General features: G+C 57.9%; 10 protein-coding genes. 7 read left to right on the top strand and 3 right to left on the bottom strand.

Features of this window, described 5'->3' with window-relative positions:
* Positions 1 to 149 precede the first annotated feature (149 nt).
* A complete protein-coding gene (gene yddG / locus HMPREF1144_RS06225; protein ID WP_004850709.1) occupies positions 150 to 1,028 on the top strand; it encodes an aromatic amino acid DMT transporter YddG in 879 nt (292 codons plus the stop codon).
* Between the two features lie 42 nt (positions 1,029 to 1,070).
* Here yddG and HMPREF1144_RS06220 read toward each other — a convergent pair whose 3' ends face one another.
* Entirely contained in the window at positions 1,071 to 1,457 is a 387-nt protein-coding gene (locus tag HMPREF1144_RS06220) for a hypothetical protein (protein ID WP_009652169.1), read from the bottom strand.
* A 373-nt stretch (positions 1,458 to 1,830) separates the two neighbouring features.
* Positions 1,831 to 3,321 carry an MFS transporter gene (locus HMPREF1144_RS06215; protein ID WP_009652287.1) on the bottom strand — a complete coding sequence of 497 codons (1,491 nt, stop codon included), beginning with the start codon at positions 3,319 to 3,321 and terminating at the stop codon, positions 1,831 to 1,833.
* Positions 3,322 to 3,439: 118 nt separating this feature from the next.
* Here HMPREF1144_RS06215 and HMPREF1144_RS06210 point away from each other — a divergent pair, with 118 nt between their 5' ends.
* The 6 genes from HMPREF1144_RS06210 (at position 3,440) to narI (ending at position 12,341) form a co-directional block, all read left to right on the top strand.
* Positions 3,440 to 4,015 carry a TetR family transcriptional regulator gene (locus tag HMPREF1144_RS06210; RefSeq protein ID WP_009652271.1) on the top strand — a complete coding sequence of 192 codons (576 nt, stop codon included), beginning with the start codon at positions 3,440 to 3,442 and terminating at the stop codon, positions 4,013 to 4,015.
* A gap of 190 nt (positions 4,016 to 4,205) precedes the next feature.
* Positions 4,206 to 5,594 carry a NarK family nitrate/nitrite MFS transporter gene (locus HMPREF1144_RS06205; RefSeq protein ID WP_009652133.1) on the top strand — a complete coding sequence of 463 codons (1,389 nt, stop codon included), beginning with the start codon at positions 4,206 to 4,208 and terminating at the stop codon, positions 5,592 to 5,594.
* 93 nt (positions 5,595 to 5,687) lie between these two features.
* On the top strand, positions 5,688 to 9,428 hold the full coding sequence (locus tag HMPREF1144_RS06200) for a nitrate reductase subunit alpha (RefSeq protein WP_009652262.1): 3,741 nt from the start codon (positions 5,688 to 5,690) through the stop codon (positions 9,426 to 9,428).
* The gene (narH, locus tag HMPREF1144_RS06195) at positions 9,425 to 10,969 is read left to right on the top strand and encodes a nitrate reductase subunit beta (protein ID WP_004101903.1); all 1,545 of its coding nucleotides are present in this window, start codon (positions 9,425 to 9,427) and stop codon (positions 10,967 to 10,969) included. The genes HMPREF1144_RS06200 and narH overlap by 4 nt, the downstream gene beginning before the upstream one ends.
* Positions 10,969 to 11,664 carry a nitrate reductase molybdenum cofactor assembly chaperone gene (gene narW, locus HMPREF1144_RS06190; RefSeq protein ID WP_004850696.1) on the top strand — a complete coding sequence of 232 codons (696 nt, stop codon included), beginning with the start codon at positions 10,969 to 10,971 and terminating at the stop codon, positions 11,662 to 11,664. Before narH ends, narW begins: the two co-directional genes overlap by 1 nt.
* Complete coding sequence (gene narI / locus HMPREF1144_RS06185) at positions 11,661 to 12,341, top strand: respiratory nitrate reductase subunit gamma (RefSeq protein ID WP_004850694.1); 681 nt, start codon at positions 11,661 to 11,663, stop codon at positions 12,339 to 12,341. Before narW ends, narI begins: the two co-directional genes overlap by 4 nt.
* 148 nt (positions 12,342 to 12,489) lie before the next feature.
* On the opposite strand, the gene nhoA is transcribed toward narI, so the two are convergent.
* Positions 12,490 to 13,335 (bottom strand): N-hydroxyarylamine O-acetyltransferase, encoded by an 846-nt coding sequence (gene nhoA, locus HMPREF1144_RS06180; RefSeq protein ID WP_004850692.1) that lies wholly within the window; start codon positions 13,333 to 13,335, stop codon positions 12,490 to 12,492.
* Between the last annotated feature and the right edge of the window lie 21 nt (positions 13,336 to 13,356).

Raw genomic sequence — 13,356 nt, 5'->3', positions numbered from 1 at the left:
ATCAATGTCCTGAACCCATGACCCCTTAATAGTCAGCCGCGTTGAATTTCGTTACTCCATTAGGATTAAGCGCGGTGGAAAATATCCCCCGGAAGCGAAAAAAAAGTGTTATAAAACCCGACTGCGTTTGAACCAACATCAGGTTAAATATGGAGAAGAAGAGAGCCACGCTCATTGGACTGGCCGCTATCGTCTTGTGGAGCACCATGGTCGGGCTGATTCGTGGCGTAAGCGAAGGGCTGGGGCCGGTGGGCGGCGCGGCGATGATCTACAGCCTGAGCGGCCTTTTGCTGATCTTTACCGTCGGCTTCCCGCAAATACGCCAGATCCCTCGCCCCTATTTACTGGCAGGGAGCCTGCTGTTCGTCAGCTATGAAATTTGCCTGGCGCTGTCGGTCGGATTAGCCGGTAGCCGCCAGCAGGCTATTGAAGTGGGCATGGTTAATTATCTGTGGCCCAGCCTGACGATTTTATTCGCCATTCTGTTTAACGGCCAAAAAAGCAGCTGGTTGGTTATACCGGGATTATTTCTCGCTTTATTCGGCGTCACCTGGGTATTAGGCGGTGAGCATGGTCTGAATGTAGATGAAATTACCCGCAACGTGGTTTCCAGCCCGCTGAGCTATATTCTGGCGTTCATCGGCGCGTTTATCTGGGCGGCCTACTGCACGGTCACCGCTAAATACGCGAAGGGCAAAAACGGGATTACCCTTTTTGTTCTGCTTACCGCCCTGACCCTGTGGCTGAAGTTCCTGTTCAGCGAACAGCCGCCCATGGTCTTTAGCTGGCCGGTGATAGCCAAACTGATTGCGCTGTCCGTTGCCCTGGGATTAGGCTACGCGGCGTGGAACGTCGGGATCCTGCACGGCAACGTCAGCCTGCTGGCAGCCGCCTCCTACTTTACGCCGGTGCTCTCCTCGGCGCTGGCGGCGGCACTGCTCAGCGCCGCGCTGTCGTGGTCGTTCTGGCAGGGCGCCGGAATGGTGTGCGCCGGCTCCCTGCTTTGCTGGCAGGCGACCCGGCGCTAAAGCGGCGGCGGCGAAACCTCTTTCAACGCCGCCGTTGCGATATTATTTCTTCGCGATATAAATTTCGTAATGATGCGTTTTATTTCGTACAGAATAATAGCGGTATGAGGCGACGATCATATCCTCGTTGTTGTAGTTCAGGTAGTAAGGCTGAATCATACCTTCAATCGGTAAGATACGCTGGGTCGTTTTATTTTTAATATCCGTTTTCCAGATACAGGCATAGCCGCCTTCATTATCAAAATAAAACGAGTTCTCGTTCCCCCAGACATAGTTACGCATATAGCTAAAATCATTATCTTTAGCCGTGTCAGCCTGCGCCAGAAAGGCGTTAATCCCCTGGTCCGGCTTGTTCGACAGGAAAATAAAACATACCTTCGTCTTTCTCGCCTTTAGAGGCATCACGCGACGCCAGACGCCATTATCCATCCGGGGAAGCCACCTGACTGATGCACTCCCGGGTTCCACAGTAGCCAACCCACGGTTCTTTTTAGTACGTCAATTCCATGATGTATATCCTTTTGTATATCCTTATCGCCGGTTTCTTCCCGTCAATCGCCCTTTAGTTAACATGCTCCTTGGGCAAACGACAACGCAAAACGTCTTCTACAGTGATAATCAGAATAAATAAACTAATGCCAGAAGATCACGACAGCAAACGGTTCGTGTTCGGTTTAGCCCGGCGGCAGCAGACGCCTTACCGGGCCGATACGATCCACCACTCACTTCAGGCCTATCGCACGCGGCCCATCCCCGAGATGGGCGCTTCTCTACTGCGTTGCACGCCTGCGGACTAAAGGCGTTAATTCAGCTCAGGCGCTTTTGCCAGACTACGCCAGATGCCGGCCGCCAGCAGCAGAAGCAGGACGCCAGCCGTCGCCAGCACGATGCTGTGCGAATGAATAAACGCCGCCTTCGCCGCTTCAAGCAGGCTTTGCGCCGGTATGGCGGGCAGCGACTGCGCCAGCTTAATCGCCTCGCTGATGGAGGACGACGCCTGCTCCGCCGCCGCGCCCTCGATTCCACCCGGCAGAACAATTGACGAGGTGTAGCTGCGGGTCAGGATCAGGCCAAACAGGGCAATCCCCAGTCCCGCGCCCAGCTCATAGGCCATGGTTTCGATGGCCCCTGCCGCCGCTGCTTTTTCCTTCGGCGCGGCGGCCATGATCGCCGAGCTGGAGGCCAGCAGCGCGCTGGCGACGCTGAAGCCCAGCAGCGTCATCAGTCCCCAGGCCTGCCACTGCTGCGTACTGAAATCGGTCATCGACAGGCCGAGGAAGCTCAGGGCGCTGAGCAGCATTCCGCCGGTGGCGACCTCGCGCAGCCCCAGCCGCGATACCAGCATGCCGGCAATGGGCCCGCTGAAACCGCTCGCCACCATCACCGGCAGCATAAACAGCCCGGCTTCAAAAGGCGTTTTGCTGTGCACAAACTGCAGCTCCTGCGCCATCAGCAGTTCAAAACCCACCAGCGTAATCAGCGCGGTCATCGCCATCATCACGCCGCTTAAAATAATGCGATGGGTAAACAGGCGCATATCGACCATGGGACGCGATGCCGAGAGCTGTTTGCGCACGAACCAGAACAGCATCGCGGCGCCAGATAGTGCCACCAGCCCGGTTAACCACAGCGCCATTTGCCCTTTGAGCGCCGTTTTGGCGCTAAAGACCAGCATCAAAATGGCGGCGATCAGGATTAGCGCCTGGAAAAGATTCAGCGGCTGCTCGCGCCGCGCGGGCTGACGCGGCACCACTTTGGCATTAATCGCTATCACCAGCAGCACGATCGGCACGTTGATCAGGAAAACCGATCCCCAGTAAAAATGCTCCAGCAGCATACCGCCAACCAGCGGACCGAACGCCGCGCCGCCGGAACCGACCGCTGCCCACAGACCAAGCGCCATATTACGCTGGTGCGCCTGCGAAAAGGTGCTGCGGATCCCGGCCAGGGTCGCAGGCACGATCATCGCCGCCCCCACCGCCAGCAGCGCGCGGGATGCAATCAGCGTCTCTGCCGTGGGTGAAAACGCCGCCGCCAGAGACGCGGTGCCAAAAATACCGCTGCCGAGCAGCAGCAGCCGTTTAAAGCCGATTTTATCGCCCAGTGCGCCCATAGGCAGCACCATACCGGCCATTACCAGCGAATAAATATCAATAATCCACGGCAGCTCGTTACCGCTGGTCCCCAGCGCTACGCTGAGCGTTGGCGCAGCCACGTGGAGAACAGTGGCGTCAATCGCCACCGGAATATAAACCAGCAAAATCGCCATCAGCGTCAACCATTGCCGAGACATACTACTTTCCCTCAACGTTAAAACTGGACAAGCGTCCAGGAAACGGATCCTGCCGGATTGTTGAACGAGTGTCCAACTTTTTGTTACTATCGCCAAAAAAACCGGGGTCACAAATGTTATGAGCTACTTAAATCGCGATGCGCGTCGGGAAGTTATTGTGCTGGCAGCCATGCGCGTGGCGCTTCGGGGCGGGTTTAGCGCTATGACCGTCCGCCAGATTGCCGCCGAAGCCGGCGTCTCCGCCGGTCAGCTGCACCACCATTTCACCTCCGCGGGCGAGCTAAAAGCCCATGCCTTCATACGGTTGATCCGCGAAATGATGGATATGCCGCTGGTCGCCGACGACGCCACGTGGCGTGAACGCCTGTTTTCTATGGTGGGCAGCGATGACGGCAGGCTTGAGCCATACATTCGCCTGTGGCGCGAAGCGCAGCTGCTGGCCGATAGCGACAGCGATATCAAGGGGGCCTATCTGCTCACCATGAACATGTGGCATGAAGAGACCCTGAAGATCATCCGCCTGGGAACCGCTGCCGGTGAGTTTAAGCCAAGGGACGATATGGAAAGCATTGCCTGGCGGCTCATTGCTCTCGTCTGCGGTCTCGATGGTATTTATGCGCTGGGAATGCAGGAAATAGATGATGCCGCCTTCAATCGGCATATCAATTATTCTATCTCGATGGAACTTTTTTAATTTTAAGTTACATTTAGTAACAAATAATCCTGAGCTAATATTCGCGCGTCTTCTTTCGGTGCGCTTTTCTTATCTATTCTTCATTTATTACAACAGATACATCCCCATCCCCTGATTTTATTTCTTTTATTAATTTGCTGTTTTACCAGTTTATTCTTTTTTGACGGGTTACTGTTCAATCGAGGGCAATATGCTGAGCAATAATGAGAAGAAGAATCATTATCTTTTAAAAGAGTGGAAACCAGAAAATGCGGCGTTTTGGGAGAATAAGGGAAAGCAAATAGCGCGCAGAAATCTTTGCATTTCCGTAGGTTGTTTGCTACTCGCCTTTTGCGTCTGGATGCTATTCAGCGCCGTCGCCGTCAATCTCAATAAAGTCGGATTTAATTTCACTACCGATCAGCTCTTTTTATTAACCGCTCTGCCTTCGCTTTCCGGCGCAATATTACGCGTACCCTACTCCTTTATGGTACCTATATTTGGCGGGCGCTACTGGACGGTATTAAGCACGATTATTCTGGTGGTGCCCTGTATCTGGCTGGGTATTGCCATTCAAAACCCCGCTACTCCATTCTGGGTATTTATCACCATTGCCCTGCTATGCGGTTTTGCCGGTGCGAACTTTGCTTCCAGCATGGGAAATATCAGTTTTTTCTTTCCCAAAGCGAAACAGGGCAGCGCGCTGGGTATCAACGGCGGCCTCGGCAATCTCGGCGTCAGCGTGATGCAGATGATCGCGCCGGCGGCGATTTTTCTGCCCATCTTCGCTTTTCTTGGCATCCATGGCGTGCCTCAGGAGGATGGCTCTCTTCTCGCGCTGAGCAACGCCGCCCTCGTCTGGGTTCCGCTGCTGGTGATAGCCACCTTCGCCGCCTGGGTAGGAATGAACGACATCGCCAGCTCAAAGGCTTCGATTCGCGAGCAGCTGCCTGTGCTGAAACGCCCGCATATGTGGCTGCTGAGCCTGCTCTATCTGGCCACCTTTGGCTCGTTTATCGGCTTCTCCGCCGGTTTCGCCATGCTGGCGAAAACGCAGTTCCCCGACGTTAACATTCTTAAGCTGGCCTTCTTCGGGCCGTTTATCGGCGCGCTGGCGCGATCCTTCGGCGGGATTATTTCTGACCGCCTTGGCGGCGTGCGGGTCACCCTGATCAACTTTATCCTGATGGCGCTGTTTACCGGCCTGCTGTTTCTCACCCTCCCCGGCAGCGGCTCAGGCAGTTTCCTCGCCTTTTACGTGGTGTTTATGGGGCTGTTCCTGACCGCCGGTCTCGGCAGCGGTTCCACCTTCCAGATGATCGCCGTGATCTTTCGCCAAATCACCCTCGACAGCGTGAAGAAACGCGGCGGCAGCGACGAACAGGCCCAGCACGAAGCGGTGACCGACACCGCGGCGGCGCTTGGCTTTATCTCCGCCATCGGCGCGATTGGCGGCTTCTTTATCCCTAAAGCCTTCGGTACCTCGCTGGCGATGACCGGCTCCCCGGTCGGGGCGATGAAGGTCTTCCTGGTTTTCTACGTGGTTTGCGTGCTGGTGACCTGGCTGGTCTACGGCCGTCGCAAACCGGCAAAACAATAACGGCATATTCATCGGATGGCGGCTGACGCCCTATCCGGCCTGGGGATCGTACGGTCTTTTCAGGCCGGACATTATCGGAGCAGGAGGAAGGTCATGAGTAAACTACTGGATCGCTTTCGCTACTTTAAGCAGAAAGGCGAGAGCTTTGCCAACGGGCACGGTCAGGTGTACAACACCAATCGCGACTGGGAAGACAGCTACCGTCAGCGCTGGCAGTTCGACAAAATCGTCCGCTCAACGCACGGCGTGAACTGCACAGGCTCATGCAGCTGGAAAATTTACGTCAAAAACGGGCTGGTCACCTGGGAAACTCAGCAAACGGACTACCCCCGCACCCGCCCGGATCTGCCAAACCACGAACCCCGCGGCTGCCCGCGCGGCGCAAGCTACTCCTGGTACCTCTACAGCGCTAACCGCCTGAAGTATCCGCTGGCGCGCAAGCGGCTGATTGCCCTATGGCGCGAAGCGCTGGCTCAGCACCCGGACCCGGTGCAGGCGTGGGACAGCATCATGCAGGACCCGGTCAAAACCCTCAGCTACAAGCAGGTACGCGGCAAAGGCGGGTTTATCCGTTCAAGCTGGAAGGAGCTGAACCAGCTGATTGCCGCCGCCAACGTCTGGACCATCAAAAACTACGGCCCGGACCGCGTAGCGGGCTTTTCGCCGATCCCGGCGATGTCGATGGTCTCTTACGCCGCCGGCACCCGGTATCTGTCGGTGCTCGGCGGCACCTGCCTGAGCTTCTACGACTGGTACTGCGACCTTCCCCCCGCCTCGCCAATGACCTGGGGCGAGCAGACCGACGTTCCCGAGTCCGCCGACTGGTACAACTCCAGCTATATTATCGCCTGGGGCTCCAACGTCCCGCAGACCCGAACGCCGGACGCCCACTTTTTTACCGAAGTGCGCTACAAGGGCACCAAAACCATCGCGATTACCCCGGACTTTTCGGAAGTCGCCAAGCTCAGCGACCAGTGGCTGGCGCCGAAACAGGGTACCGACAGCGCGCTGGCCATGGCGATGGGCCACGTGATCCTCAAAACGTTTCACCTTGATAACCCGAGCGATTATTTCCTCAACTACTGCCGCACCTACACCGATATGCCGATGCTGGTGATGCTTGAGCGTCGCGAGGAGGGTTTCTACGTTCCCGGCAGGATGGTCCGCGCCGCCGATCTGGTCGACGATTTAGGCGAAAGCAATAACCCGGAGTGGAAAACCGTCGCCTATAACAGCGCTGGTGAACTGGTGGCCCCCAACGGTTCGATTGGCTTCCGCTGGGGAGAGAAAGGCAAATGGAACCTTGAACAGCAGGCCGCCGGGCAAGCCATTGAACTCAAACTATCGCTGCTGGATAGCCGTGACGACGTGGTGACGGTGGGCTTTCCCTACTTCGGCGGCAACGAAAACCCGCACTTTCGCAGCATCAAGCAGGATCCGGTGACGCTGCATCAGCTGCCGGTTAAGCAGCTCCCGCTGGCCAACGGTGAATCCGGCCTGGTGGTTAGCGTCTACGATCTGATTCTCGCCAACTACGGACTCGAACGCGGCTTAGACGATCCCAACGCCGCGCAGGACTTCAGTGAGATGAAAGCCTATACCCCGGCGTGGGCCGAACAGATTACCGGCGTCCCGCGCCAGCACATCGAGCAGATCGCCCGTGAATTCGCCGATACCGCGCATAAAACCCACGGACGGTCGATGATTATCCTCGGCGCCGGCGTCAACCACTGGTACCACATGGATATGAACTACCGGGGGATGATCAATATGCTGGTGTTCTGCGGCTGCGTCGGCCAGAGCGGCGGCGGCTGGTCGCACTATGTCGGCCAGGAGAAGCTGCGTCCGCAAACCGGCTGGCTACCGCTGGCGTTCGCCCTTGACTGGAATCGTCCGCCGCGCCAGATGAACAGCACCTCCTTTTTTTACAATCACGCCAGCCAGTGGCGCTATGAGAAGCTGACTGCCCGGGAGCTGCTGTCGCCGCTGGCCGATGCCAGCCAATTCAGCGGCCATCTGATCGACTTTAACGTACGCGCCGAGCGCATGGGCTGGCTGCCCTCCGCGCCGCAGCTGGGCGTCAATCCGCTGACCATCAAGGCGCAGGCTGCCGCAGCCGGACTGACCCCCGCAGACTACACCGCCCGGGCGCTGAAGTCCGGCGAGATCCGCTTCGCCTGCGAACAGCCGGATAACGGCAAAAATCATCCGCGTAATCTGTTTATCTGGCGCTCTAACCTTCTGGGCTCCTCCGGCAAGGGCCACGAGTATATGCTCAAATATCTGCTGGGCACCGACAGCGGTATTCAGAGCGATGAGCTGGGCGCCAGCGATGACGTGAAACCCGAAGAGGTGGAGTGGCAGACCGCGGCCATCGAAGGCAAACTCGACCTGCTGGTGACGCTCGATTTCCGCATGTCCAGTACCTGCCTGTTCTCCGATATCGTTTTGCCGACCGCCACCTGGTATGAAAAAGACGATATGAACACCTCGGATATGCATCCGTTTATCCACCCGCTCTCCGCCGCCGTTGACCCGGCGTGGGAGGCGAAAAGCGACTGGGAAATTTACAAAGATATCGCCAAAACCTTCTCCGAGGTCTGCGTCGGCCACCTCGATAAAGAGACCGACGTCGTGCTGGTGCCGCTGCAGCACGATTCGCCGGCGGAGCTGTCGCAGCCCTTCGACGTGCTGGACTGGCGGAAAGGGGAATGCGAGCTGACGCCGGGTAAAACCGCGCCGTCGATTGCCGTCGTTGAGCGCGATTATCCGGCGACGTATGAGCGCTTTACCTCCCTCGGGCCGCTGCTCGACAAACTGGGCAACGGCGGTAAAGGCATCACATGGAACACCCAGAACGAGGTCGACTTCCTCGGCAAGCTTAACTACGTCAAGCTTGATGGCCCGGCCAAAGGTCGCCCGCGCATCGACACCGCCATTGACGCCTCGGAAGTGATCCTCGCCCTCGCCCCGGAAACCAACGGTCAGGTGGCGGTCAAAGCCTGGCAAGCGCTTGGCGAGTTTACCGGCCGCGAGCATACGCACCTGGCGCTGAATAAAGAGGATGAAAAAATCCGCTTCCGCGATATTCAGGCCCAGCCGCGCAAAATTATCTCCAGCCCGACCTGGTCCGGCCTTGAGAGCGAGCATGTCTCCTACAACGCCGGCTATACCAACGTCCACGAGCTGATCCCCTGGCGCACCCTTTCCGGCCGCCAGCAGCTGTATCAGGATCACCCCTGGATGCGCGCCTTTGGCGAAAGCCTGGTGGTCTATCGTCCGCCCATTGACACCCGCAGCGTCAGCCAGATGAAAGCGATCCCGCCCAATGGCTTCCCGGAAAAAGCGCTCAACTTCCTGACGCCGCACCAGAAATGGGGCATCCACTCCACCTACAGCGAAAACCTGCTGATGCTGACCCTGTCGCGCGGCGGGCCAATCGTGTGGATCAGCGAAACCGACGCCCGCGAGCTGGGTATCGAAGATAACGACTGGATCGAGGCCTTCAACGCCAACGGCGCGCTCACCGCCCGCGCGGTGGTCAGCCAGCGCGTACCGCCGGGGATGACCATGATGTATCACGCCCAGGAGCGCCTGATGAATATTCCGGGCTCGGAAGTCACCGGACGGCGCGGCGGGATCCATAACTCGGTCACCCGCGTGTGCCCGAAACCGACCCATATGATTGGCGGCTACGCCCAGCTGGCTTACGGTTTCAACTACTACGGCACCGTCGGCTCCAACCGCGACGAGTTCATCATGATCCGCAAAATGAAAAATATTGACTGGCTGGATGACGAAGGTCGCGATGGGGTACAGGAGGCGAAAAAATGAAAATACGTTCACAGGTCGGTATGGTTCTCAATCTCGATAAATGCATCGGCTGCCACACCTGTTCCGTCACCTGTAAAAACGTCTGGACCGGACGCGAAGGGATGGAATACGCCTGGTTTAACAACGTCGAAACCAAACCGGGCATCGGCTATCCGAAAAACTGGGAAGATCAGGAGGTGTGGGAAGGCGGCTGGGTGCGCGATGTTAATGGCAAAATACGCCCGCGTCTGGGCGGAAAAATGGGCGTCATCACCAAAATTTTCGCCAATCCGGTGATACCGCAGATCGACGACTACTATGAACCCTTTACCTTTGATTATCAGCATCTGCACAACGCGCCGGAGGGAAAACACCTGCCCACCGCCCGTCCGCGTTCGCTTATCGACGGCAAGCGGATGGATAAAATCATCTGGGGCCCCAACTGGGAAGAGCTGCTCGGCGGCGAGTTTGAAAAGCGCGCCCGCGATCGTAACTTCGACAAGATTCAGAAGGAGATGTACGGCCAGTTTGAAAATACCTTCATGATGTATCTGCCGCGCCTGTGCGAGCACTGCCTGAATCCAAGCTGCGTCGCCACCTGCCCCAGCGGCGCCATCTACAAGCGTGAAGAAGACGGCATCGTGCTGATCGACCAGGACAAATGCCGCGGCTGGCGTCTGTGCATCAGCGGCTGCCCGTACAAGAAAATCTACTTCAACTGGAAAAGCGGCAAATCGGAGAAGTGCATCTTCTGCTACCCGCGTATCGAGTCCGGACAGCCCACCGTCTGCTCAGAAACCTGCGTGGGACGTATCCGCTACCTCGGCGTGCTGTTGTACGACGCCGACCGCATTGAAGAGGCCGCCAGCACCGAGCGCGAAACCGACCTCTACGAGCGGCAGTGCGAGGTGTTCCTCAACCCCCACGACCCGGCGGTGATTGAAGAAGCGCTGAAACAGGGGATTCCACAAAACGTGATTGATGCCGCCCAGCGCTCGCCGGTGTACAAAATGGCAATGGACTGGAAGCTGGCGCTGCCGCTGCATCCGGAATACCGCACCCTGCCAATGGTCTGGTACGTGCCGCCGCTGTCGCCGATTCAGTCCTACGCCGACGCCGGCGGTCTGCCGAAAAGCGACGGCGTGCTTCCGGCCATCGAAAGCCTGCGTATTCCGGTGCAGTATCTCGCCAATATGCTCAGCGCGGGCGATACCGGCCCGGTACTGCGTGCGCTGAAGCGCATGATGGCGATGCGTCACTACATGCGCTCGCAAACGGTGGAAGGCGTCACCGATACTCGCGCCATCGAGGAGGTTGGCCTGAGCGTTGAGCAGGTCGAGGAGATGTACCGCTATCTGGCGATCGCCAACTACGAGGACCGCTTCGTGATCCCGACCAGCCACCGCGAAATGGCGCGCGACGCCTTCCCCGAGCGCAACGGCTGCGGCTTTACCTTCGGCGACGGCTGCCACGGCTCCGACACCAAATTCAACCTGTTCAACAGTAGCCGCATTGACGCCATCAACATCACCGAAGTACGCGATAAAGCGGAGGGGGAATAATGCAAATCCTCAAAGCGATCGGCCTGCTGATGGAGTACCCGGATGAGTTTCTTTGGCAGTGCAAGGACGAGGTGCTGAGCATGGTGCGTCACGACGCCCCTGTGCTCGACGACTTCGCCGCGGAGATGCTGAATGCCCCGCTGCTGGACAAGCAGGCCGAATGGTGCGAAGTGTTCGACCGGGGCCGCGCCACATCGCTGCTACTGTTTGAACACGTGCACGCCGAGTCCCGCGACCGCGGTCAGGCGATGGTCGACCTGCTCGCTCAGTATGAAAAGGCGGGCCTGGTGCTCAACTGTCGCGAACTTCCCGACCACCTGCCGCTGTATCTGGAATACCTCAGCATCCTGCCGGAAAACGAAGCGCGCGAAGGTCTGCAAAACGTCGCGCCGATTCTGGCGCTGCTGGGCGGGCGGCTGAAGCAGCGCGGTGTCCCCTGGTATCAGCTGTTTGACGCCCTGCTCAGCCTCGGCGGAATTCCGCTATCAAGTGACAGTGTCACGCAACAGGTCAACAACGAGTCCCGCGATGATACCCGGCAGGCGCTGGATGCGGTCTGGGAAGAAGAGCAGGTGAAATTTATCGAAGACAACGCCACGGCCTGTGACAGCTCACCGTTACAGCAATATCAACGACGCTTTAGCCAGGACGTGGCGCCGCAGTACGTCGACGTCAGCGCGGGAGGCCCGAAATGATACAGTATCTGAACGTCTTTTTTTACGATATCTACCCCTACATCTGCGCGACGGTCTTTTTTCTCGGCAGCTGGCTGCGCTATGACTACGGCCAGTACACCTGGCGCGCCTCCTCCAGCCAGATGCTGGATAAACGCGGGATGGTTATCTGGTCGAATCTGTTCCATATCGGTATACTCGGCATTTTCTTTGGCCATCTGTTCGGCATGCTAACGCCGCACTGGATGTATGCCTGGTTTTTACCCATCGCGGTCAAGCAGCAGATGGCGATGGTGCTCGGCGGCGTCTGCGGCGTCCTGACGCTGATTGGCGGCGCCGGTTTGCTCTGGCGTCGTCTGACCAACCAGCGCGTTCGCGCCACCTCGACCGCGCCGGATATCATCATCATGAGCATTCTGCTGATTCAGTGCCTGCTCGGGCTGAGCACCATCCCTTTCTCGGCGCAGTATCCGGACGGCAGTGAAATGCTGAAGCTGGTGGGCTGGGCGCAGGGCATCGTCACCTTCCGCGGCGGCTCGTCAGAAATGCTCAGCGGCGTGGCCTTTGTTTTCCGCGTGCATCTGGTGCTGGGGATGACGATTTTTCTGCTGTTCCCGTTCACCCGGCTGGTTCACGTCTGGAGCGCGCCGTTTGAATATTTCACCCGCCGCTACCAGGTGGTACGTTCAAGACGCTGAGCAAAATCCGCAATCATCCCGGGTTGCGGCAAAAACGCCTAACCCGGGCGTCAGGATCGCCCCGTAGCCCGGCTAAGCGTAGCGCAAGCCGGGTAACCTCCCCGTTTGACCGTCACCCCTTATCCAGCCAACGGTTCCTGTACGATATTTATTTTCCGGCCTCGGGATGGGTATCAAACGCCGCCATCACCGCCGCCAGCTCCGCTTCGCTGAAGCCGTATTTGGCATCATCGACGCCGAGACCAAAACGCGTTTTCAGCGCTTCATACAGCGCCGGAACATCCGCTAAATCCAGCTTTTCGACCACATGGTTTTTATCCCAATGGGTAAAGTGGAAATTGGTCAGCGTCATTTTGCCGCCGTCCGGCAAGTGGCGGCACATCAGCAGATGATGGCGGAAGTGCGACTGCGGCCAGTGCGCCGACCAGAAGTTGCCCATCACATAGTCGGAAGCGTACTGGCGACCTAAATCAAAATGGTACATCGACTGCCAGTGGCCGTGATGGCTGAACTGCAGCGCCCACTCTTCCCCTTCGTAAATCAGGCGATATTCACCGTGCGGGGTGGATTGTTCTATATCCGCCAGCAGCTTAATCGGCGCGGTCAGCGTCTGGCCGCCGAAACCAACGTCGGCAATCCAGCGTTCCCCCTCTACCTCCACCAGCAGCAGCCGATGGGTTCGCGGCGGCATATGCGGCGGATTGGCCAGCACCACGCGCCCCAGAAGGCTGCGCACGGTAAAGCCGATCTCGCGCAGCGCTCTCTCCAGCAGGCCGTTTTGCTCGAAGCAGTAGCCGCCGCGACGACCGTGAATCAGCTTCTCTTCGAGAGTGCGATCGTCGAGATGTATCTCTCTGGGCAGCAGCACATCCAGATTTTCAAAGGGGATCGCGCCGTTATGGTGAATATGCAGTTCGCGCAGGGTGTTCAGAGAAACATCCGGGGTACCCGCCCAGCCCAGGCGAGAAAAATAGGCGCTTAAAAAGGGACTCATCAATGCCTCCAGCAATCGGTG

This window comes from Klebsiella sp. OBRC7 (assembly GCF_000293135.1).
Lineage (GTDB): Bacteria > Pseudomonadota > Gammaproteobacteria > Enterobacterales > Enterobacteriaceae > Klebsiella > Klebsiella michiganensis.
This window is presented reverse-complemented; position numbering and strand designations above follow the sequence as displayed.